A 22,569-nucleotide genomic window follows, 5' to 3' on the forward strand; every position below is an offset into this window, starting at 1 on the left:
AGCACGGCCAGAACACCACCCACCCGAACCAACCTAACGAAGTACTACTAGTACTACAGCCTGATTTCGTGATTCTTTGCCTGTAGTGTGCGGGTTGTGGTGACTGCTGATGACCTACAGGTGTGGACGTCGGGGCTGGACGCCCTGTTCGGGCGGGTAGCGGCGCGGTTCGGGCGGGTTGAGCCGCGCCGCCAGGCGCGGGCGTATATGACGGGTCTGTTGGCTCCCGTGGAGCGGAAGAACGGTTGGCAACTGGCTGAGGCGGCGGGAGACGCCGCTCCGGACCGGATGCAGCGCCTGTTGAACAGCGCCCGCTGGGACGCCCGTGAGGTGCGCGATGACCTGTGGGCTTATGTGGTGGAAAACCTCGGCCACCGGGACGCGGTGCTGATCGTGGACGAGACCGGGTTCCTCAAGAAGGGCACGAAGTCGGCCGCAGTGCAGCGGCAGTACTCCGGGACGGCGGGCCGGACGGAAAACTGCCAGCTCGGCGTGTTCCTGGCCTATGCATCCCCGCTGGGGCGGGCGTTGATCGACGCGGAGCTGTATCTGCCCAAGTCCTGGACCGAGGACCGGGCGCGGTGCCGGGAGGTCGGCATTCCCGATGAGGTCGAGTTCGCGACCAAGCCGGTGCTCGCGCGGCAGATGCTGGCCCGGGCGCTGGAGGCGGGTCTGCCGGTGTCATGGGCGACGGCGGATGAGGCTTATGGGATGGATTCGAAGTTCCGGCGCTTCCTGGAACAACGCCGGGTGAACTACGTGGTCGCCGTGCCCAAGAGCCAGACCGTCGCCATGGGGTGGAACGGTGACACCCGGGCCGACACGCTGGTCGCCGCCGCCCCGCCTGAGGCGTGGAAGCGCCTGTCTTGCGGCGACGGCGCCAAAGGCCCGCGGCTGTATGACTGGGCACTGGCCACCGTGCGCTTGGAGACCGACCCCGGCTACCAGCGCCGGCTGCTGGCCCGCCGATCCCTCGCCCCCAACAGCAAGGGGGAACTGGAGATCGCCTACTACCTGTGCCATGGCCCCGTCGGCACCACGATGAACGAGCTCATCCGCATCGCCGGGGCCCGGTGGGCCATCGAGGAATGCTTCCAGTCCGCCAAAAACGAGACCGGCCTGGACCATTACCAAGTCCGTCGCTTCGACGCCTGGCACCGCCACATCACCCTGGCCATGCTCGCCCACGCCTATCTGGCCGTCACCGCGGCTCACGCCCCAAAAGCCCAGGCGGCCTGGTCCGCCTCACACCCGCAGAGATCCGTCGTCTGCTGCTGAGGTTGAAGGGCTGAAGTTACCTCGCTGAGAGCGTGATGATCGCTCCATAGCGGTCATACCGGAGGCATGAGGTACCCCGAAGGCGGCGGGCTGACCGCCGCCGCACGCGCCAGACGAGAACAGCTGCGTTTCGAGGCCGCTGGCCTGTTCGCCCAGGGAGTTGCGGCACCGGAGGTGGCCCGCCGGTTCAGGGTGAGCCGGATGTCGGCCAACCGCTGGTACCGGGCCTGGCAGGCCGGCGGCACCACGGCGCTGGCCTCCAAGGGCCCCGGCGGGGAGAAGTGCCGCCTGGACGAGGCCCGGCTGAAGCGGTTGGAAGCCGAGCTGGAGCGCGGCCCGGCCGCGCATGGCTACACCGAGGACCAGCGCTGGACCCTGGCCCGGGTGGCGGACCTGACCGCCACGCTGTTTCACATCCGCTACACCCCTCGCGGGGTTTCCTATCTGCTGCATCGCCTCGGCTGGACTCCACAGATGCCCGTCCATCGCGCCGCTGAGCGCGACGAGGAGGGGAAGCGAGCAGTGGACCATCGAGCAGTGGCCGGCGATAAAAGGACGACGCTCGACCTGGGCGCCTGGCTGTGCTGGGAAGATGAGGCCGGACAGAACCTGAGACCGCCCAAGGCCACCACCTGGGCGCCGCGGGGCAGGACCCCGGTGATGCGCGTGACCGGCAAGGGCTACGGCCGGGTGGCACTGGCTGGGCTGGTGTGCGCCAAGCCCGGGCAGCGCACCCGGCTGATGTATCGGATGCTGATCCGGCGCGGGCGCCCCGGGGAGGTCAAGGGTTTTGATCCCCGGCGGTTCGCAGCTCTGCTGGATGCCGCGCACGCCCAGCTCGGCGGGGCGATCGTGCTGGTGTGGGACAACGACCGCCGCCACTTGTCGGCCGCGATGCGCGCGTTGATCGATGCCCGCCCGTGGCTGACGGTCTTCCAGTTGCCCGCTTATGCGCCGGAGCTGAACCCGGCCGAGGGCGTGTGGTCGGCGCTCAAGCGCGCTTTGGCCAACCTCGCGCCTCGCGACATCGACGAACTCGCCGAAGTCGTCGCCACCAAGCTCAAACGAATGCAGTACCGATCCGGCCTGTTGGACGGATTCATTGCTCAGACCGGCTTCATCCTCAAACCGCTGTAACTCCAGCCCTTCAACCTCAGTGGAGGGTGTCTGAAAAGTTCCTGAATGGGCATGGTGATGGCGTAGCGCCCCGTCTGGAAGTACGGGAGGCCACCGATGCCCAGGAAGCGCGCTGCATATGCGACGGACCTGTCCGATCCGGAATGGGAGACTCTTGCCCCGCTGATCCCGCCGGCCAAGCCGGGCGGGCGTCCCGCGGTTCATGAGCGCCGGGAGATCGTCAACGCTCTGGCCTACTGGATGCGAGCTGGCTGTGCCTGGCGGCTGCTGCCCCACGATCTGCCGCCCTGGCAGACGGTCTACCACTACTGGCGCCTGTGGCGGATCGAGGGCCGCTGGGAGCAGATCACCGCGGTGCTGCGGGAACGCGAACGCGTCAGGCAGGGTCGCCACCCGCTGCCCAGTGCGGGCATCGTGGACAGTCAGAGCATCAAGACCACCGAAAAGGGGGGCTGCACGGCTACGACGGCGCCAAGAAGGTCAACGGCCGCAAACGTCACCTGCTCGTCGACACGCTCGGGATCGTCTGCAAGGCGCACGTGAGCGCGGCGAACATCGGTGACCGGGACGGGGCCGCGGTGCTGCTGGCCGGCCTTGGCGATTCCTTCCCGCGCCTGGCCTACGGCTGGGTGGACCAGGGGTATCGGGGTCCGTTCCTGCAATGGGTCAAGCAAGTCACCGGCATTACCTTGCAGGTGGTCGTCCGACGCGACGGTGGGATGCGGTCCACCTGGGCGCCTGTCGGGACGCCGCCTCGGATCGTGCCCCGCTTCGCCGTGGTCCCGCGCCGCTGGGTCGTGGAGCGCACCTTCGCCTGGCTGGGCCGCTACCGCCGCCTGGCCAAGGACTACGAATACCTGCCCGCCACCTCCGAGAACACCATCTACCTGGCGACGACCTTCACCCTGCTTCACCGCCTCGCCCGAGCACCAATCTGATGCTTTTCAGACACCCTCTGGCACACCTGACCGGCCCCCTTCCCCGAACCCTGGACTTCGCCCTCGCGTGGTCGACCCGCCGACGCGAACACCAAGCCCGCGCCCGCAGCAGCCACTACTGGAGATGCTGGCTCAATAATCACGAAATCAGACTGTAGTACTAGACGACGAATGACCCCACGCCTCTTCACCGGACCGGTGGATGGGGCGGGCTGGCAGGCGCTGAGCGAGAAGGAACGCATCCTTCATGACCTGCAACCCGCCGCAACCCACACGAATCTGCCGCTGCTGGAGACGCCGATGAGCGCGGTTGTTACCAAGCTCCCCTCACCTGAACCGGGGCGCTCCACGGTGAACATGTGCTCATCGAGCACCCGGGTACGCGGGGCGCGAGGTCGGACCAGGAGCGCTTCGACGGCGGACGGCATGGCGGGCCTCCAAGGGGATCGCCGGTGAGTGCTCTTGGGCACACCGGGGCGGGCACGTCCCGGGCGGGGTGGGTGTGTCCCTGGCCAGGCCGACAGCGTAGCCGTCACTTGCCCGCCCGCAAGTCCCCGCGGCCGCCGACCCGAGCAGTCGCCGTACGGGGACTTGCGGGCGGGCGGCACCGACGGCTTGATCTGGCCCCAGGCCGGGTGTCCGGTAAGAGATGTCAGGACGTCTTAACTCCAGTCGGTCTTCGCCCGCTCCAGCACCTCCTCCAGCGAGTCGGCCTCGGCTAGGACGTCGATGGCGGTCTCGCGGGCGCGAGCGGCCCACGCGGCACCGACACTGGTCCCGGTACGGGCGCGGGGGTTCGGGGCTACGACCGCTTGCGACAGCAGGCGGAGGGTGGTCTCGCTTGGGTTACCGAACACGATGAGGACCATCTCCGCCAGAGTGCATGGGGCACCTTCGGGCCACATCGTGGCGGTGTCGCTGACCCATCCGCCGATCGACATGACGGTGGGGAGATCTCCGCAGTCGTCGGCTGCGCTGTTCCACAGCGGCTCGCGGGGGTCGGATGGGAGCAGCAGCATGAGCCGGACAAGCCGCTCTGCGGCAGGGGGCATCTTTTGCACGCGCGTTCCTCCAGAGAGGTGAGAGGCGTAAGCCTCAAGGAGAACACGGGATCGGCCAGAAGTCAGAAACCGGACGCTCAACACCTCACCCGCCAGGATGGCAGGAAGCCCAGCCTGCGCAACAACTGTTCGCGATGCGTGCCGTGTGCTGCCGAGCCGAGGCCAAATACGGGCTGCGTCATACGGCAGTGCCACCGGCCATCGGTGATGCCCGGCATCACTGACGACAAGTCCGCGCACAACACCGCGGGCAAACGATCGCGGGTTTCCTCATTGACTCGGCGGTGACCTTGGCCGCGATGCTTACTGGCCGAGGCCGCGACCGCCGAGGCAAAGGAAGTCACACGCAACGCCGTCGCCGCGGCGACGGCCGACCAGCGCGCGCACGAAGACCACCGCGAGCTCGCCGGGGTGCGGGCCGAGCTGAGTGCGGCCACCACCTGGCATCAGACGGACCTGCAACGGCTACGCGACGACCTTGACCAGCAGCGCCACTCCCATGCCGTCGAGCTGGCCGCCACCCAGCAGCAGACCGCCCAGGTGCGTACCCAGTTGGTCGAGGTGCGAACGGCGCTCACCGCGGCCGTGGAGCGGGCCGAGGCCGCTGAGCAGCGTGAGCAGCATCTGCTGAGCCTACTGGGCAACCAGCCATCGCTCCCCCGCACCGACGATGCCTGATGCGCCATGCGGCAGCATGGAAGGCCGTCGCGCGTGGAGAAAACGCCGGTGAACAGGCGGACTTGCTGCCGGTACGCGCTCACCATGCATGCCCGTGCGGCTCGATGGAGGAAGGGGGTGAGACTACGATCCTCCCAATAGGTTCCGGGAAGGTGCGTTCCCGTTACCTGTAATTGAGAGAGGGAACGTGCTGACGAACGCGCTCCGGTGGGCATAGCAACGAACGATGGTTCCCGGTGAAAACTGGAGCGATTATTCGCTGCCGTCCTACTCGACGGAATACCACACGGGTACACTTCACGTATGACTAAAGGGAAGACCTCAGTGAGCATCGCCCCCTGGATCCTGGAGGCGGTACGCAAGCACGCCGAAGCCAACGGGCTCAGCGTCTCGACCGTCCTGGAGCGCGGTGCGCTTCGCGAGATCGCCGCCACCCACAGCCCGGCCGCCCGCGCTGCGGTGTACGGCGCCGACGCGGCCGCCGCGCAGGAGGCCGACGAGCGGGTCGTCACCGAAGACACCACGCGGGCCGTCGACGAACGTCGTTCGAGCGAGGCCGCGTGAGCCACCGCTTCGGCGAGTTGTGGTCGGTTCGGCTCGGCGACCGCGAGGAAGTCCGGCTCATCGTGTCCGGCGACTTTTACCACACGCTCTACAACGACAACGTGCTCACCGCGCACGTCGAGCCTGCCGACATGGCCAACGCCCTGACGGCGTTCGTGGTCGACGTCGGCGAGGGCCAGGCCGCCATGGTGGACCGGATCTCCACGGTGGCGGCCGTCCGACTGAAGAGCAAAGTGGGCGACCTGCCCGAGGCGCAACTAGCCACTGTGCGCGGCATGATCGGCACTATTTTCGGCCTCACGGGCTGAGCGAACGCCTGAGAGGGTCCAGGAGTCGTTGAAGTCACCCCTGGACCGGGGTTCCTCCGGAGTCGGCCTCCTCGGGCTCCCCGTAGCTTCGGCCGAAAATCCAACCGATACGCAGGCCGTGCCGGAAGGTAGGGCCGCAACTTGACCCCTATAAGAACAATTCGGCAACTGGCTGCGCTCGCTCGGTGCCGGGTTCCGTCATCCACCGGCACCTGGCGGCCGCCGCAACGAAACCCCCTCGGGTAAGGCCAGTTCGAGCCGCCCGGATTCTTTCGGCAACTCGTCCGCGGTGCCTCCCCGATCAATCGGGGCCGATCGTGTCAACGCCCTGTTGCCCTCGACCGACGGCCAGGATCGAGACTCGATCGACGGGCTTGTTATATGCGCCATAACTGGCCGCACATCGATCGGCCCTGCTCGACAGGGGTCAATCGTATCGAGGCCCAGTTCACCGCCCTGCGGTACTTCGCTCTCGACGGCACCGACCACCCCAGCCACACGGCCCAGGGCAGCATGATCCGCCGCTACGTCATCTGGCGGAACAAGCACACCGCTGACCTTTGGCTCCGCACCATCGTCGCCCGGGCCAACGCCGCCTGACACCACATGAAGGCAGAGAAGATGACCACACAGATCAACCGCGTCGACCATGAACTGATCCAGGCTGCGGCGCATGTCGCGGCCACACGCTGCCGGGGCGACAACCACACCATGGCGGCCGCGGCCCGCAACCACGACGGCCGGATCGTCACGGCGGTGAACGCCTATCACTTCACCGGCGGTCCCTGCGCGGAGCTGGTCCTCATCGGCACGGCTGCCGCGCAGGGCGCCTACGACCTGGACACCATCGTTGCCGTGGGCGACCGCGACCGAGGCGTTGTGCCCCCATGCGGCCGCTGCCGCCAGGTCCTTCTCGACTACTTCCCAGCCCTCAAGGTGATCGTCGGCACAAGTGACAGACTCCGCACCGTCTCCATCCTCGACCTGCTTCCCGAAAGCTACGTCTGGGCGGACCACCAGCTCGATGCCGAGGAAAATGCACCACTTAGCACGAGCTGACGCCCCCGACGATTACAGGGCAAAGGTTGCTTGACGCGGCACTAGTCACCCTCGACTACGGTGCCGCCCTCATGTCGGAGCGGGCCGACAAGGCCCGCTCCGGTAGGAACTCTGCGGACACTGAAGGAACGTCCGCAGAGCAGAGCCGGGAGATGGCACAGGAGTAGCCGCAGCCGCGTCCACCGGGTACCGCGTTGGTGTGGTGGACACCGGCGCTGTTCCTGATCGGCTGATTCCCGTTGGGGATGGTGTAAGGGACGGTCAGATGTCGGCTGCTGTGCCTGGCTGTGTGGGTGTGATCGGAGTCAGCTACCGGTGCCGGCCGCGGAGGCGGGGACGTTGACGCGGACCTCGGCCAGACTGAGATAGTTGGTGCCGGCGAGCTGGACCCGCACGAACCGTCCGTCGGTGCCGACGGGGATGGTGAGTTTCTGGGGCGAGGTGCCCTTGATCCGGATCCGCTTCACCGCCGGATCGGCCTCGATGTCCGCCCAGCTCCGGCCGGTCAAGTCGGTGGCCGATACGACGAGGTGGAAGTCGGTGAGGCGGTCGACACAGCAGTCCGTGCGGTTGAACACCTCCACCGACCGGATTGGGCGCTGCGCGCCGAGGTCGGTCTGCCACCAGGCCCGCTGGTTGCGGCTGGTGTGGCTGGTGCTTCCGGCGGCATAGACGCCGTTGGTGTTGCCGTCCACCGCCCGCGGGGCCAAATTGACGGTGTGCCAGGGGGAGGACTGGGTGGCCGGTCGTCCCAGGGCCGCGTTCACGGTGGTCTCGACGGGTGCGCCGTACAGACCTTCGGTGAAGACGGTCTTCCACTGCTGATCGACGAACCACTCCTGCACGGCGCGGGAGTAGTGCACCGTGTCGATGAAGATCCCGTAGTTGCTCGGGGCGGAGGGTTGATAGAGCGGCGTGCCCGTCGCCGAGGTGGCGTCGGCCGCGTCGAGCAGCCTGTAGGAATTGGGCGCGGGCCGGTCGGCGAGACCCGTCAGTGCGTCCACGACGTGTTGCGTCGGCGCCGGCTGCGCGTTCGTTGCGCGCGGACGGTAGAGGAAGACCGGGGCAGAAGTGCCGCCGATCATCGTTCTCAGCGGCTCCAGGACGTTGAGGAACGCCTGCTGGACATGGCTGGCGCTGATCGTCGTGTTCAGCCCCGCCTCGGTTTCCCACTGGTTCCAGTGTATGCCGATGATGCGCGGTCGCTTGCCGGCCTCCTGCAGCGCCCGGAGGCTGTTGCCAATGGTGTTCAGGGTGAGCTGGTGCAGGCTGTCGATCTTTGTCGGGTCGCGGTCGGGCCACCACCGGTCAAGTGCCCCGTCCGTCTCCTGTATGCCCTGGCCACCCCAGCCAATGTAGATCACGTGAAGGTCGGGGAGGGCGGTGCCGGCGTTGACGGCGCGTTCCCACCGCAGCGCGGTCGCCGAGGCGACGCTGTAGCTGAGACCGTTGTTGAACTCGGCACCGAGGTTGGTGCCGGTGCAGGTGTACGGCGTCCATGTCGCCTGTGTGGCCCCGACCGTGCGGTTGCCTTGCCGATTCAGCCCTTTGACGTGACTGAAGGACGCGCACTGCGCCAGATCGGCGGAGTTGCTCATCGGCGCCCCCCAGCCGAGCGCGTTGCTCTGCCCGAGCACGATCAGCACCGGGGCGTCCAGCGCGAGGTCGTACGGGGCTCGGGTGGGGTCGTCCGCGGGCGGAGTCGATGCGACTGACGGGGTGGGAGACAGCGCGGCGAAACCCGCCAGCAGGGTGAGCACGGCCACGAACGAGACGGCGAGGCGGTCGAGCGAGCGTGTACGGCGTCCTGCCACGGAGGAGGATCCTCGGGGGGCGTTGCCGCGCGATAACGGGTCTTGGCCGTCGACCGGGGGCCGAGTGGAGGGTCTGCCGAACATCAGGGGGTGGCTCCTTTTCTCGGGAATCGGGACAGCGGTGGCCCGCCGTCTTGGGCGGCACCGCATCGTGCGGGCGGATTCTCATTGGACGATCGTGCTCATCGTTGATCCGTGTCGGTCAGGACTACACGGAGGAGGACCTACGGATGCCTTGAGGTGCTTACACAACCCCTTCGCGAGGCGTCAGCCCCGCTCAGCGAGCGGCGTGAGGATCGTCTGGGCTGAACAACTCGGCCTCCACCTGGTTCAGTGCCAGCCGCACTGCTCCCAGCGCCACCGCTTCATCACCCAGCGTCGAGGTCGCCACTGTGACCGGGAATAGACACCGCTTGGCCAGCTCGGCGCGCAACGGTTCGGCTAGCAGATCGCCGGCCTGAGAGAGACCACCTCCGATGACGACCAGTTGGGGATCGACTGTCAGTACGGCGGCGGCGACGCCTGGGGCTATGTCCGACACGAAGGAGTTCACGACCGAAACCGCTGTCGGGTCACCGCTCCGTGCGGCGTCGAAGACCCGCTTCGCAGCGCTGCTGGCGGGGGCGCCTATGGGATCGACGTCGCCGTAAGACAGGAATCGGTCCAAGGCGGTGTACCAGCCGGACTCTCGAAGGACGCCGATCTCGCCCGCGCCGCCGTTGTACCCGGTGTGAAGCGTTCCCCGCAGCAGCAGACCGAGGGAGATGGCTCGGCCGAGCAGGACGTACACCACATCGTCGGCCTCGTGAGCTGCACCACGCCAATGCTCGGCCAAGGTCGCCAGGTTGGTGTCGTTTCCGGCGAGAACGGGGTAGGACTGATCGCTGCCGAGCGCGGCGGCGAGGTCCAGACCCTCCCAATCGGGCAGCCGGCTACTCAGCACGACCTTGCCGGCCGAGACGATACCCGTGATTCCCACTCCGAGCGCACGTACGTTTGCCCGGCCGCGGACGGCCTGCTCGATCACGGAGCGGGTGGCGGCCAGGCGCTCAACAGCGCTCATCTCCGGCCGCACGTCCGCGCGGGCGCTGGCCACGATGTCGCCGCGGAGGTTGGCGACCAGGCAGAGCACCTTGTGCGGGCCGATGTCGACCCCGGCCAGGTGCCCGGCCTCCGGGCGGAAGCGGTAACGCTTGGCAGGGCGGCCGACCGGGCGGGGCCCCTCGGGGGCCAGGCCCACCTCTTCAGCCAGAGCTTGCTGCTCGAGGTCCGAGATGATCTCTTCGACGGTTGGTCGGGACAGCTGGCTGGTTTTGACCAGCTCGGCGAAGGTCAGTTCTTCAGCGCCGTACAGGGCGCGGAGCACCGTTGCGACGTTGAGGCGGCGCAGCAGCGCCGGATCGGCACGGAACACCTTGATCATGTGCTTGCTACTCCCGTAACAACTCTGCATCCGACTCTTGCCTGCCTCTGAGGAAGATGCTAAACCATGGGCAAGATATTAAACAACCTTTAGTTTAATAATTTCCAAGGAGTGCCCCCCATGAAAAAGGCCCTCTGCCTCGCCGCGCTCATCGCGCTCACGGCATGCGCCCCTGCCGACAGCGGTGGGACGCCCCAACAACCCTCGGCGAGCGGGAAGAAGGAGATCTCCTTCCTCGTCTTCGAGACCCCCAACCTCACCCCGCAGTACTGGGACGAGGCGATCAAGCGCGTCACCGACAAGCACCCCGACATCGTCGTGAAGAAGCTGGTGGCCCCCAGCGCCGGTGAGCGCAACGCCTACGCCAAGCAGCTGCTGGCCTCCGGCCAGCTGCCCGATGTGATGCAGGCCGTCGCCCCGGCCGGCTTCGCCGAGAGCGGCAACCTGTACGCCTGGACGCCTGAGGAGCTCAAGGCCTACGACTACCCGCAGTCCAATCCGCTGGGCGGCAAGATCTACCAGCTCCCCTACAACTCTCAGCCGATCCCGCTGGTCTACTACAACAAGAAGCTGTTCGCCGAGGCCGGGAGCACCGCGCCGCCGAAGACCTACGCCGAGCTGCTGGAGGTCTCCGCCAAACTCAAGGCCAAGGGCGTCAACCCCTTCGTGGTGGGCGGCGGCGGTAAGGACGCCTGGGCGGCCGGCTACATGTGGGTCGCGCTGGTCGGCGCCGACGTCTACAGCAAGCAGCCGGACTTCCTCCTCAAGCGCCGCGCCGGGCAGACCACCTTCAGCGACCCGCTCTTCGTGGGGGCCACTCAGAAGTTCGCCGACCTCGTCGCCAAGGGCTATGTGGACAAGGCGGGGCTGTCGAGGGACTACCCGTCCACCGAGAAGGCGTTCCTGGACGGTAAGGGGGCGATGTACCCGATGGGCTCGTGGTTCGCGGCGAGTGCCGACGCGAACAAGCCGCCCTTCGAGGTGGGCGTGTTCGCCTGGCCGACCGACGACGGCTCCACCGTGGTGCCCTCCTACACCGGAGGTGGGCCGATCGTGAACGCCAAGTCCAAGCACCTGGAGGCGGCCAGGACCTTCGCGCTGGAGTTCAACCAGAACGCGGCCAACAACGACGTGCTGGTCAAGGCCGACGCGGCGATCATCGCGATCAAGGGCTACACGCCGCCGCAGATGGGCTCGGTCTACAACACCACGCTTGAGGTCTTCAAATCCGGCAAGGTGGTCAACGCCTTCACCGTCGAGACCGGTGACGACGCGCTGCTGCCGGGTGTCGGCGACAAGGTCTCCGCGATCGCGCAGCAGATCATCGCAGGCAAGACCGACGGCGCCGAAGCCGCCAAGCTCCTCGACGAGGAGTGGATCAAGGCCGGCGGCCAGTAGATGTCCCTGGAAAGGAAGGCGCCGGGCAGGACCGGGAAGCGGGGCTGGAGCTATCCGCTCGTGTTCGCCGTTCCCGGCCTGCTCGTCTACGCCGGCTTCGTGCTCGCGCCGATCCTGCTCAGCTTCGGCTACAGCCTGACCAACGCCGACCTGTTCCACACCGAAGCTGGGTTTGTCGGCCTAGGCAACTACGTGACGCTGTTGACCGACAGCGGCTTCCTGAAGTCGTTCCAGGTCACCACGGTCCTGACGTTGATCATCGTCATCCTGCCCAACGTGGGCGGGGTGATGGTGGCCGTGCTGCTGGACCGGCGAGGCTGGCTCTACAACGCCCTGCGCAGCGTCTTCTTCGTCCCGGTTGTGCTCAGCTCGGTCGTGGTCAGCGTGGTCTGGATGGCGATGCTGCAGGACGAAGGACTGATCAACCGACTGCTCGGCACCCGCGTCGGCTGGTTGTCCGATCCGGACCTGGCGCTCTACTCGATCGGGTTCGTCATCTCCTGGCAGATGCTCGGCTTCTGCTCGGTGGTCTACCTGGCCGGACTGCAGAGCGTGCCGGAATCGCTGCTGGAGGCCGCGCAGCTCGACGGCGCCGGACCATGGCTGCGCTTCCGCAAGGTCACCTGGCCGATGCTGGCCCCAGCCCTGACGCTCAACACCGTCATGCTGCTGATCACCGGCTTCAAGGCCTACGACCACGTGCAGGTGCTCACCGCCGGCGGCCCCGGTCTGGGCACCACTTCGACTCTCGCTTTCAACGTCATCCAGATCGGCTTCAGCGAGAACCGCACCGGCCTGTCCTCAGCGTTGGCGATCATCATGCTCGTCCTGGTCGCCGTCATCTCGTCGGTGGCGCTGCGCGTGCTCAAGCGCCGGGAGGTCGACCTGTGAGGAAACTCTTCGCCATCGCGGTCACCAGCGCCTTCTTCTTGCCGCTGTACCTGGTGGTGACCAACGTTTTCAAGCGCGGCCCGGACATCACCGCCGACCCGGCCGGGCTGCCGATCCCGCCCACACTCGACAACCTGACCCAGGCGCTGGCCAGGCCGGACGGACTCTTCTGGAATGGCCTGGTCAACAGCGTCACCGTCACGCTGTTGTCGATCGTGGTGCTCACCGTCGTCTCGGCGATGCTCGGCCACTACGTCGCCCGCACCCGCAGCCGCTTCGGCCGCATCGCCCTGCTCGTCCTGCTGGCCGGGCTGATGATCCCACCGCAGGTCATCCTGGTGCCGGTCACCCAGGTGCTGGAGGCCACCGGGCTGATGGGCACCATCAGCGGGCTGGTGCTGTTCAACGTCGGCTACTACGTGCCCTTCGGGGTCTTCGTCTTCTCCGGTTTCATCCGCTCGATCCCGATCGAGCTGGAGGAGGCGGCCTCGATGGACGGCTGCGGCCGCTTCGCCACCTTCTGGCGGGTCGTCTTCCCACTGCTGCGCCCGGCCACTGCGAGTGTGCTGATCTTCCTAGGCGTATGGATCTGGAACGACTTCCTCAACCCGCTCATCATTCTCGGACCGGCCGGAGGCACCACCGTCACGGTGGGCGTCTACCGCTCGCTCGGCCAGTTCCAGCGGGATTTCGGCGGCATGTTCGGCCTGATGTTCATGGCCACGCTGCCGATCCTCGTCTTCTACCTCGTGCTGCAGAAGCACTTCGTCAAGGGTCTCACCGGGGGAGCAGTCAAAGGATGACCACCATTGTCTCCACCCACGCGAACCTGCATGCGCACCTCGGCGTGCCGTTGGAGCGGCCGCTGACCGTGGCCGTCGTCGGCGCGGGAGCCCGCGGCGCCGGCTACGCCGAGCTCGCCGCGCAACGGCCCGACCGGGTCGAGATCGTCGCGGTGGCCGAGCCCCGCGACCAGGTGCGGGACCGCTTTGCCGTACGGCATGCGCTGCCATCAGAGCGGGTCTTCGCAGACTGGCGGGAGATGGCCGCCCACGGCAGGATCGCCGACGCGGTGATCGTGGCCACCCTTGACGCCGGCCACCTGGAGCCCACCAACGTCCTGGCCGGGCAGGGCTACGACATCCTGCTGGAGAAGCCCATCGCGCCCACCGAGGCAGAGTCGACGGCGATCGGCGAGCTCGCGGCGCGCACCGGCGTGACCGTCGCGGTCTGCCACGTGATGCGCTACACCCCCTACACCCAGCGGGTGAAGGAGCTGCTGCCGGAGATCGGGGAGATCGTCAGCGTCGAGCACCTGGAGCCGATCGGCGCCTACCACTTCGCCCACTCCTTCGTGCGCGGCAACTGGCGGCGCACCGACGAGGCGACCTTCGCATTGCTGGCCAAGTCCTGCCACGACATCGACTGGCTGGTCTACATCGTGGACAGGCCGGTGCTGCGCGCCTCCTCTTTCGGCGGGCTGTTCCACTTCCGGCCGGACAACCGGCCCGACGGGGCGGCGGAGCGCTGCCTGGACTGCCCGCTCCAGGACAGCTGCGCCTACTCGGCGACCGCGCTCTACCGCGACGGGCTGCGCAGGAGAGGCACCAAGCAGTACTTCACCCGCGTGATGACCGCCGGGGAGCTGTCGGAGGAGGCCGTCACGCGGGCGCTGCGCCAGGGGCCCTACGGCCGCTGCGTCTACGCCTGCGACAACGACGTGGCCGACCACCAGGTGGTCAATCTGGAGTTCGCGGGCGGGGCCACGGCCTCCTTCACGATGACCGCGTTCACGCCATTGGAGAACCGCCACACCAAGATTTTCGGTACGGCGGGCCAGCTGACCGGCGATGGCCGCTTCATCCACATTTATGACTTCAAGTCGGAGAAAACCACGACCGTGGATACCTCCCTCGACGGTTCCAGCGCCGCCGAGGGCCACGCAGGCGGTGACGAGAACCTCATCCGGTCCTTCGTCGACGCCCTGCACCAGGGCCGTCCCGAGCTGATCCGCTCCGGCATCGAGGAGAGCGTGGCCAGCCACCGCGTCGTCTTCGCCGCCGAACGTGCCCGCCTCACCGCAACCGTCGTCAGCCTGTGATCGGCCGCTAGGCACCCGCACTGCACAGGCTGCGTAACGCCACGACAAACAGATCCAGCGCCTCGGCATGGCCGTGGGAAGGAAACGGATGGAAGTGAAAGTAGGCAGGACCCGTGCCGCGACGGTTCGGGTGATCGGTTGTCTGGTCGCACTGGTTTTAGGAGGGTTAGGGCTACCCGCACCGGCTCACGCGGAGCCGCGATCAGCCCAAGGTGAGCGCACCGCCGCTGTGGCGCGTGGTGACTGGGTGGTCCACCCGGTGACGCAACCCTCGACCATCACGGTCGGCTCCGACCAGATCACGATGGCCAACGGCATCGTCGCCCGCGCGTTCGACCTCCGGCAGGGCGGCATGACCACCACCTCGTTACGCAATCTCCAGACCGGCCAGGAGATGCTCCATCACGCGGGAGAGCCCGAAGCCCGCATCACCCTCGACGGCGTGGCCTACGCGGTGGGCGGTCCCGGTGTCGCCAGCGGCTTCGCCTACCACTCTCACCTCGTCGAGGACAGCACCCAGAAGCCGTATGAGTGGACTCCTTACGAAAAGGACGGCACCACCCTCAAGCCGTATGCGACGGTGCGCCCCTGGCCCGCGAAGGGCAAAGCACTCGTCGTGACGTTCAAACCGGTCGCGAGCCTGCCGGCGAAGCTGCAGACGCTCACCGTGACGGTGCGCTACGAGATCTACGACGGCATCGCCACGGTGATGAAGAAAGTCTCGGTGGACAACACCGGCGCGACCGCAGTGATGATCGACGCCCTGACGGTGGACGTCCTGCACGTGAAGGCGGAACTGAAGGACCGCCTCTACATCGACACCGACTTCCACGGCGGCCGCGGCAACGCCTATCGCAACAACGACAAGGACCGCACCTATACGGCGGTCGACGCATCGGAGTACCGGACCTACACGCTTCTGCACAAGGTCGGCCCCGCCTACCGGATCGGCACCCAGATCCCGCACTGGGGCGGGCACTTCGACGGTTTCCGCAGTTTCCTTCTGCTGCACGGCACCGGCCACTACGAGGCCCAGCAGATGGAGATCAAGGCGATGTACCGCACTATCGCCCCGCAGATCACCGAGAACCCGCTCTTCTACCACCTGATCTCCGACAACGCCACAGCGCTGCGCGCCTCCGCGCAGGCAGCCGACGCCATGGGCTTCGAGATGATGATCCAGTCCTTCGGCAGCGGCTTCAACATGCTGAGCACCGACCCCAACTACCTCAACCGCAAGAAGGGCGATTTCGACGCGATCCGAGGCACGGGGCTGGATGTCGGCGGTTATGTGCTGCTGACCACCGGCCAGATCCTCGACCCGGCGCAGAGCAGCTGCGCGGGCACGGGCTGGGGGACGGTGATGGGTATGGCCACCACCGGGTTCCAGGAGTTCCTGCGCCGGATCCGTACCACCGTCGAGACCACGTCCATGGACGTCATCGAGGTCGACGGCCCCTGGCCGCTGTTTCGGTGCAACGAGACCAACCACGCCTTCATGGACGGCGGCGACGACTCGATCTACAAGCAGTGGGTCTTCAGCAACGAGCTGTACCGCTACTTGCGCGGCAAGGGCCTGTACATCAACGCCCCTGACCTGCACTACCTCAACGGCGCGAACAAGGACGGGATCGGGTATGAGGAGAACGGCTGGAGCGCGCCGCGCCAGCAGCAGCTCATGCTGGGCCGGCAGTACGTCTACAACGGCACCTACGAGAAGACGCCCTCCTCGACCTGGACCTTCGTCCCGATCTCGGTCTATCACGGCGGTGGCGAGGCGGCGGCCTTCGCCCCGCTGAAGCAGAACCTGTTCGACTACAGCTGGGTGATCGCCCAGAACTACCTGTCCGGTGTCCAACCGTTCTTCCGCGGCACCACCCTGGACGGCGGCGACGCGGACGTCCGCTCGGTCGTGTCCTACTGGACCGACGTGTACAAGACCTACCGCGGCCTGGTCACCTCCGACATCATCCATCTGGTGCCGCCGCGCCAGGATCCGGCCAACCCGGCCCGTGCACAGGGCATCGACGCGTTCATGCACGCTCGCTCCAACGGCAACGAGCGGGCCCTCGTGGCGGTGTTCAACCAGACCGACCAGCCACGCACCCAGACCTTGACCGTGCCGCTCTACTACACGGGCATGACCGGGCTGAGCCAGCCTCCCCAGCCGGTCCCGGGCTCCTACCTCGACACCAAGGACATCCCGGTGCACGGCCCGTATCCGGTGACCGAGAGGTTCCCCAAGCCGAGCTGGAACGGCAGCTACCCGGCGGCCACACCGACCAGCGCCAAGGTCGACGTCCACCGCGAAGGAGCGGGAACCCCGCAGAAGCTGAACATCGACTCCAACGGCAACGCCCAGCTGGAGGTGAGTCTGGCCCCGATGAGCTTCAGCTGGTACGTCGTCACGCCCAACGGCGTGGAGCCAGCGGCGGCTCCGGCCAAGCCGGCGGCGCTGCCGGACTTCGGCGGCGCCGAACTGAAGGGCACGCCCTTCGGTTCCCCCGACGCCGACACCGAGCCCGGCGACACCAGCATGGCGGCGGCTTTCGACGGCAAGCTCGACACCTTCTACGATGGCCTCGACACCGGCAGCTACGTCGGTCTGGACCTCGGCAAAGAAGTAAAGGCCAAGCGGATCGAGCTGCATCCCCGTGTGGGCCAGGGCGGACTCATGCAGGGAGGGAAGATCCAGGGCTCCAACACCCGCGACAGCGGCTACCGTGAGCTGCTCAAGATCAGTCATGTGCCGGGTGACGGCTGGCAGAATCTCGCGTTGGCCAACGACGGATCGTATCGCTACTACCGCTACATTGGTGGCTCAGGCAAGACGAGTGTGGCTGAGATCAAGCTGTTCACCGACGCCCTCCCACCTGGCCCGCAGCCACTCGACCAGTTGATCGGCTCACCGTTCGGCACCGGCGGGACCAGCGCCGCCGCCGCGTTCGACGGCGACGTCACGACATCCTTCAAAGGCCAGGACACCACTGCAGCGGTGGGCCTCGACCTCGGGGCGGGCAATACGAAGGTTCTCAAGCGACTCCGCTACCACCCCGACGGCGTCCAGCCCCAAGCCACAGGGGGTGCGAGGATCCAGGGTTCCAACACCTCCAGCACCGCAGGCTTCGTCGACCTGTACACGATCCCTGGCAATCCCGCGGCGACCTGGCACGAAGCGGTGCTCGACAGCCAGACCGCCTACCGCTACTACCGCTATGTCGGTGGCACCGGCAACACGAGCGTCGGTGAACTACAGCTTCTTGCCGGCAGCGACGACCTCGTGCAAGCCACCGGCACGACTTTCGGCACCGACACCTGGGCCACGCAGCCCGGCGACACAACCTTTCGCGCCGCCTTCGACGGTCAATCCAACACCTTCTTCGACGGCCGCAGCTACAACGGCGCCTTTGCCGGGCTGGACCTCGGGCTGGGCAACGGACGCGTGCTGAAAGCCGTTCGACACCATCCGCGATCAAATCAACTCGAGCGATTGACCAACGCGGTCGTTCAAGGCTCGAACACCTCCGCCACCTCCGGTTACGTCGACCTCTACAACATCGGTGCGGAGCCGCGGGCCGGCTGGCACTCGGCTTTGGTGAACAACACCAATGCCTACCGCTGGTACCGCGTCCTCAAGCGTGACGGCCTGCTGAACCTCGCCGAGATGCAGTTCTTCGTCGAACCACGAAACCTCGCGCTGGGGCGCACCACGTCGGCATCGGCGACCACGGCGGGATCACCCGCCGCCGCGGTCGACGGCAAGGCGTCGACCGGGTGGCGCGCCGACGGCTCGGCCGAGGCATGGCTCTCGATCGATCTGGGCTCAGCGCAGCAATTCGACAAGGTGCGCGTGGCCTGGGGCAGTGCGTGGGCCAAGGACTATCAGGTGCAGACCTCGTCCGACGGGATCACGTGGACGACCCAGCGCCTGGTCTTCCAGACAGGACAAGGAGAGTCAGAACTCACAGAGCTGCCCGCCCCCGTAACGGCACGATATGTCCGGGTGCGCGCGACCTCATCAGCGCAGAGTCCGCCTGGATACGACATTCGGGAGGTGCGCGTACTGCAGTAGGTCTGGCTCCATAGATGCGGCGGCCGTCGGTGCTGGACTGGCGACGGCCGCCGCCATCGCGCATGCTGACGCCGTTGCGCTTGCCGTCGGTGCTGGTCAGCGGCGTGTCGGGGCGTGACAGCGAGAACCCGCTACGGAGTAGGTCCAGGCGCGCGACACCCCAGACGTTTTGACGTCGATGGCACGCGTGCCGTCCACGCCCGCCGTCCGGGCAAGCGCAACGACCATCCCGCCCGTCTCATCGAGGGCCGCCGCACCACTGGCTCAGGTGGCGTAGGCCGCCAGCTCCCACAGGGAGACGCCCCAGCGCGTGGCTCGGGCGGTGCTGTAGACGCGCAGGTAGCGGCCGGTGCCTGAGACCGTGAGCTGGTCGAGGCCGCCGTCTCCGGCTGTCGTGGAGTACACGTCGTGCCAGGTGTTCCCGTCATCCGAGAGCTGCACCTTGTACGCCCGTGCGTAGGCGGTCTCCCAGGTGAGCACCACCCGATTCACCGTCTGTGCCGAACCCAGATCCACGCGGATCCACTGCGGGTCGGAATAGCCCGACGACCAGCGGGTCGAGGTGTTGCCGTCCACCGCTGCCGAGCCGGGGAACTGCGCCACCTCCGTGCTGGAGACCGTCACCGGCCGCCCCTGCGCCAGGTTCGTGCCTCCGGTCGCGGACCACGGGATCTGCGTCGAGCGGTAGTAGGTGATGCCGAGCGCGTCCCAGCGCGGGCCGTGCGCCGCCAGCCGTACCCGGAAGTCGTTCCAGACCCGCGCCGACTGCGGCGACCACGCCGCCTCCGCCAGCGCGGGCAGGCGCGGGAAGGCCATGAACTCCACCTGGTCCAGCCGCGACAACGTCTCCGACCACAGCGGCGCCTCGAGGCCCAGGACCGCGCTCTCCGGCACCCCGGTGACGTGCGTGCCGGGATTCCAATTGTAGGCGGTGCGCACCTCGATGTAGCCCGCCCAGCTCAGCCCGTACGGGGTGGAGGCGTTGTACTTCATGTCCAGATAGGCCTTGTTGGCCGGAGACATCAGCACTTTGACCCCGCGCTGTGCCGCCTGGGCGAGCGAGGTGTTGCCGGTCGCGGTGCCCCAGTACTGGGCCAGCGACTCGGCCGCCGGATCGGCTTTGGTGATCTCGTTCCAGCCCGCGACCTTCTTGCCGTACTTGGCCGCCAGCGGCATGACCCGGTTCATGAACGTCCGGTAGTCGGCGTCAGAGGTGGCGTGCGCCTCGTCGCCGCCCAGATGGATGTACGGCCCCGGCGTCAGCTCGGCCAGTTCGCGGATCACATCCTCGACGAAGCGGTAGGTGACCTCCTTGGTGACGCACAACGAGCTGAAGCCCACCTGCGTGCCGGTGTAGAGGGGCGGTGCTACGCCATCGCAGTTCAGCTCGGCGTACGAGGCCAGCGCGGCGTTGGTGTGGCCGGGCAGGTCGATCTCCGGGACGATGGTGATGTAGCGGCTCTGCGCGTAGGCGGCCAGGTCGCGGTACTGCTCCTTGGTGTAGTAGCCGCCCGGACCGCCGCCGACCTGGGTGCTGCCTCCGTAGCTCGCCAGCCGGGGCCAGCTGTCGATCTGAATGCGCCAGCCCTGATCGTCCGACAGATGCAGATGGAGCATGTTGATCTTGTAGAGGGCCAGGTCGTCGAGGTAGCGCTTGACCAGGGCCACATCCATGAAGTGTCGTGAGACGTCCAGCATCGCTCCCCGGTAGGCGAAGCGCGGGCGGTCGTCGATCACGCCGCCGGGCACCGTCCATGGGCCGGGTTGGGTGGTGCGCAGCTCGACCGCGGCCGGGAAAGACTGCCGCAACGTCTGCACGCCGTGGAAGAGCCCTTCGGCGGCACTGGCCCTGATGGTGACGGCCGAGGTAGTGACCTCCATGCGGTAGCCGGGCACGGAGGCGTCGATCAGCAGGGCGATGCCGCCCGAGGGCGAGGCGGTCGAGACGGGCAGCGCGTACCCGGTCGAGGGTCGCAGAAGCCCCCCGAGGTACTCGCCGACGGAGACGGTTTCGGCCGAGGTGTAGATCTTGGCTGTTGAGCCGAGCGTGAACGTGGTGCTGGAGGGTGTGACCTGCGCGGGGATCGGCACCACGGTCGAGCCGAGCGCGGGGGCCACCGCGGACACGCTCGCGGTGTTGGCCGACAGGCAGGACTGAAGGAGGACGATGACGACAAGGAGACGCATGGGGGGTGACGTCCTTTCGACGACGCTCACGATCGACGCTAGGCGGCGCATCCCTGCTCGTCCAGATATGGGGGATGACGTCAGTGATCAACCGGACCTGCAGCTAGCCGGAGCTGGGGAAAGCCGCTCGTCGTATCGGGTTATAGCGGCCATAACAAATTGCCGCCTTCTCCCCCGAAGTGACCGGGGATACACCTTGGTCGATCGAGCAAGGTCCACAGCAGGAAACAGCCCCGCGTCGCCCCCCGATCTTTCCCGAACGAGGTAAATCCCGGTGTCCCATCTGAAAAATACGGCCCAGGAGGATTTGCCCGGTGACCTCTCCGGGCAGCGGTTCCGCAGACTCCAGTGGCGCATGCTACTGGCCGCGATGTTCTGCTACCTGTTCTTCTACACCGGACGCCAGACGTTCGGATTCGCCATTCCCGGCATCCAGGCGGAGCTGGACATCTCGAAGGCGACCCTGGGCGCGATCAGCGGAATCCTGCTGTGGTCGTACGCGATCGGGCAGGCCGTCAACGGCAACCTCGCCGACAAGTTCGGCGGCAGGCGGATGATGACGGCGGGCGCGATCCTGTCCACGATCATGAACTGGTTCACCAGCTTCTCCGTTGGGGCGAAGTCGCTGGGAATCCTCTGGGGCGCCAACGGGTACGCCCAGGCGATGGGCTGGGCCGCGGGCGGCCGGGTCATCTCCAACTGGTGGACCCCGCACGAGCGCGGCAAGAGCTTCGGCTTCTACACCTTCGCCGCGGGCATGGCATCGGTGCTGGCCTTCGTCACCTCGACGCTGGTCGTCGACACGTTCGACCTCGACTGGCGGTGGATCTTCCGCCTGCCGGTGCTGCTGATGCTGGTCGGCGGCATCACCTTCTGGATGGTCGCCCGGGACAAACCGGCCGACGCCGGCATCATCCCGCCGAGGGAGTTCCTCGACGACCTCGAGATGGTCTCGGTGAACAGTCACGGCCTGGCCGCCACCGGGGAATCGTCGTGGGCGCGGTACAAGGCGGTCCTGCGCAGCGGGAAGATCTGGTCGACCGGCATCGCGATCGGATTTCAGAACACCGCCCGCTACGGCCTGCTGATCTGGGTCCCAGTCTACTTCCTGGGCGAGGACTGGAAGTCGGCCGACACGGGCATCAGCCCGGTGTGGATCTCGGTGGCCCTGCCGGTGGGCATGGCGGTCGGCGCGCTCACCAACGGCACCATCTCCGATAAGGTGTTCGGCTCCCGCCGAGACCGGCCGATCGCGCTGTTCATGATCCTGGGCGCGGTGGCGGCCGTAGCCATGTACCTGCTGCCTCTCGGGCCGGTCGGCGGCATCGTGGTGCTGTTCCTCACCGGGTTTTTCGTCTACGGCCCGCAGTCGTCGTTCTGGGCGCTGTGCCCGGACATCGCGGGCAAGCAGATGGCGGGCACGGCGACGGGCATCGTGAACTTCTTCTCCTACCTGTTCGCGGGTGCGGCCGAGCCGTTGATCGGCGCGTTCATGGACTCCACCGGCCAGACCGGCCTCATCTTCCCCATCGTCGCGGTCGCGTGCGTGTGCAGCATGCTCGCGGCCCTGACCATCCGCCGCTAGAAGACGCCACCAGACGCACCACGCCGATGCCCACCGTGCTGGGCCACCCCGGTCTCGCTGGCGCTCCCGGTGAGA

The 22,569-nt window shown here is 67.1% G+C and carries 17 protein-coding genes and 1 pseudogene; 14 read left to right on the forward strand and 4 right to left on the reverse strand.

Annotated elements, in window-relative coordinates; genetic code table 11:
* Positions 1-99: 99 nt before the first annotated feature.
* From ACQPYK_RS48660 to ACQPYK_RS48670, 3 genes are all read left to right on the forward strand, one after another.
* Entirely contained in the window at positions 100-1,278 is a 1,179-nt protein-coding gene (locus tag ACQPYK_RS48660; protein WP_433259795.1) for an IS701 family transposase, read from the forward strand.
* Positions 1,279-1,344: 66 nt separating this feature from the next.
* Complete coding sequence (locus tag ACQPYK_RS48665; protein WP_433259624.1) at positions 1,345-2,415, forward strand: IS630 family transposase; 1,071 nt, start codon at positions 1,345-1,347, stop codon at positions 2,413-2,415.
* 96 nt (positions 2,416-2,511) lie between these two features.
* A protein-coding gene (locus tag ACQPYK_RS48670; protein ID WP_433259626.1) for an IS5 family transposase occupies positions 2,512-3,353 on the forward strand; the annotation gives its coding sequence in 2 pieces (ribosomal slippage) (positions 2,512-2,857 and positions 2,857-3,353; 843 coding nt in all).
* A gap of 662 nt (positions 3,354-4,015) precedes the next feature.
* Here ACQPYK_RS48670 and ACQPYK_RS48675 read toward each other — a convergent pair.
* Positions 4,016-4,414 (reverse strand): hypothetical protein, encoded by a 399-nt coding sequence (locus tag ACQPYK_RS48675; protein ID WP_433259628.1) that lies wholly within the window; start codon positions 4,412-4,414, stop codon positions 4,016-4,018.
* A 411-nt stretch (positions 4,415-4,825) separates the two neighbouring features.
* Here ACQPYK_RS48675 and ACQPYK_RS48680 point away from each other — a divergent pair, with 411 nt between their 5' ends.
* From ACQPYK_RS48680 to ACQPYK_RS48700, 5 genes and pseudogenes are all read left to right on the forward strand, one after another.
* Positions 4,826-5,092, forward strand: coding sequence for a hypothetical protein (locus ACQPYK_RS48680; RefSeq protein WP_433259630.1), 267 nt, complete (start codon positions 4,826-4,828; stop codon positions 5,090-5,092).
* A 303-nt stretch (positions 5,093-5,395) separates the two neighbouring features.
* The gene (locus ACQPYK_RS48685; RefSeq protein ID WP_433259631.1) at positions 5,396-5,656 is read left to right on the forward strand and encodes a hypothetical protein; all 261 of its coding nucleotides are present in this window, start codon (positions 5,396-5,398) and stop codon (positions 5,654-5,656) included.
* A complete protein-coding gene (locus ACQPYK_RS48690) occupies positions 5,653-5,964 on the forward strand; it encodes a hypothetical protein (protein WP_433259633.1) in 312 nt (103 codons plus the stop codon). The genes ACQPYK_RS48685 and ACQPYK_RS48690 overlap by 4 nt, the downstream gene beginning before the upstream one ends.
* A 417-nt stretch (positions 5,965-6,381) precedes the next feature.
* Positions 6,382-6,564: pseudogene (locus tag ACQPYK_RS48695) on the forward strand (transposase); the annotation flags it as partial.
* 21 nt (positions 6,565-6,585) lie between these two features.
* Positions 6,586-7,023: a hypothetical protein gene (locus ACQPYK_RS48700; protein WP_433237418.1), complete on the forward strand. Its 438-nt coding sequence runs from the start codon at positions 6,586-6,588 to the stop codon at positions 7,021-7,023.
* A 305-nt stretch (positions 7,024-7,328) separates the two neighbouring features.
* On the opposite strand, the gene ACQPYK_RS48705 is transcribed toward ACQPYK_RS48700, so the two are convergent.
* Positions 7,329-8,837, reverse strand: coding sequence for a galactose-binding domain-containing protein (locus ACQPYK_RS48705; protein WP_433259636.1), 1,509 nt, complete (start codon positions 8,835-8,837; stop codon positions 7,329-7,331).
* A 277-nt stretch (positions 8,838-9,114) separates the two neighbouring features.
* On the reverse strand, positions 9,115-10,260 hold the full coding sequence (locus ACQPYK_RS48710) for an ROK family transcriptional regulator (RefSeq protein ID WP_433259637.1): 1,146 nt from the start codon (positions 10,258-10,260) through the stop codon (positions 9,115-9,117).
* A gap of 120 nt (positions 10,261-10,380) precedes the next feature.
* Here ACQPYK_RS48710 and ACQPYK_RS48715 point away from each other — a divergent pair, with 120 nt between their 5' ends.
* From ACQPYK_RS48715 to ACQPYK_RS48735, 5 genes are all read left to right on the forward strand, one after another.
* Positions 10,381-11,658, forward strand: a complete 1,278-nt coding sequence (locus tag ACQPYK_RS48715) for an ABC transporter substrate-binding protein (protein ID WP_433259639.1) — start codon at positions 10,381-10,383, stop codon at positions 11,656-11,658.
* Positions 11,659-12,549: a carbohydrate ABC transporter permease gene (locus ACQPYK_RS48720; protein ID WP_433259641.1), complete on the forward strand. Its 891-nt coding sequence runs from the start codon at positions 11,659-11,661 to the stop codon at positions 12,547-12,549.
* Positions 12,546-13,352, forward strand: a complete 807-nt coding sequence (locus ACQPYK_RS48725; RefSeq protein ID WP_433259643.1) for a carbohydrate ABC transporter permease — start codon at positions 12,546-12,548, stop codon at positions 13,350-13,352. The genes ACQPYK_RS48720 and ACQPYK_RS48725 overlap by 4 nt, the downstream gene beginning before the upstream one ends.
* The gene (locus ACQPYK_RS48730) at positions 13,349-14,650 is read left to right on the forward strand and encodes a Gfo/Idh/MocA family protein (protein WP_433259645.1); all 1,302 of its coding nucleotides are present in this window, start codon (positions 13,349-13,351) and stop codon (positions 14,648-14,650) included. Before ACQPYK_RS48725 ends, ACQPYK_RS48730 begins: the two co-directional genes overlap by 4 nt.
* 229 nt (positions 14,651-14,879) lie before the next feature.
* Entirely contained in the window at positions 14,880-18,722 is a 3,843-nt protein-coding gene (locus tag ACQPYK_RS48735; protein ID WP_433259647.1) for a discoidin domain-containing protein, read from the forward strand.
* 264 nt (positions 18,723-18,986) lie between these two features.
* Here ACQPYK_RS48735 and ACQPYK_RS48740 read toward each other — a convergent pair whose 3' ends face one another.
* Positions 18,987-20,909, reverse strand: coding sequence for a family 20 glycosylhydrolase (locus ACQPYK_RS48740; RefSeq protein WP_433259649.1), 1,923 nt, complete (start codon positions 20,907-20,909; stop codon positions 18,987-18,989).
* 274 nt (positions 20,910-21,183) lie between these two features.
* On the opposite strand from ACQPYK_RS48740, the gene ACQPYK_RS48745 reads away from it, so the two are divergent.
* Positions 21,184-22,494: an MFS transporter gene (locus ACQPYK_RS48745; protein ID WP_433259651.1), complete on the forward strand. Its 1,311-nt coding sequence runs from the start codon at positions 21,184-21,186 to the stop codon at positions 22,492-22,494.
* Positions 22,495-22,569 lie beyond the last annotated feature (75 nt).

Source organism: Streptosporangium sp. CA-135522 (genome assembly GCF_050949235.1).
GTDB lineage: Bacteria > Actinomycetota > Actinomycetes > Streptosporangiales > Streptosporangiaceae > Streptosporangium.

What these genes read in the sequence shown, in the direction of transcription:
- ACQPYK_RS48665 (WP_433259624.1), top strand. Translation starts at nt 1,345, where the DNA reads ATGAGGTACCCCGAAGGCGGCGGGCTGACCGCCGCCGCACGCGCCAGA.
- ACQPYK_RS48685 (WP_433259631.1), top strand. Translation starts at nt 5,396, where the DNA reads ATGACTAAAGGGAAGACCTCAGTGAGCATCGCCCCCTGGATCCTGGAG.
- ACQPYK_RS48700 (WP_433237418.1), top strand. Translation starts at nt 6,586, where the DNA reads ATGACCACACAGATCAACCGCGTCGACCATGAACTGATCCAGGCTGCG.
- ACQPYK_RS48710 (WP_433259637.1), bottom strand. Translation starts at nt 10,260, where the DNA reads ATGATCAAGGTGTTCCGTGCCGATCCGGCGCTGCTGCGCCGCCTCAAC.
- ACQPYK_RS48715 (WP_433259639.1), top strand. Translation starts at nt 10,381, where the DNA reads ATGAAAAAGGCCCTCTGCCTCGCCGCGCTCATCGCGCTCACGGCATGC.
- ACQPYK_RS48720 (WP_433259641.1), top strand. Translation starts at nt 11,659, where the DNA reads ATGTCCCTGGAAAGGAAGGCGCCGGGCAGGACCGGGAAGCGGGGCTGG.
- ACQPYK_RS48730 (WP_433259645.1), top strand. Translation starts at nt 13,349, where the DNA reads ATGACCACCATTGTCTCCACCCACGCGAACCTGCATGCGCACCTCGGC.
- ACQPYK_RS48740 (WP_433259649.1), bottom strand. Translation starts at nt 20,909, where the DNA reads ATGCGTCTCCTTGTCGTCATCGTCCTCCTTCAGTCCTGCCTGTCGGCC.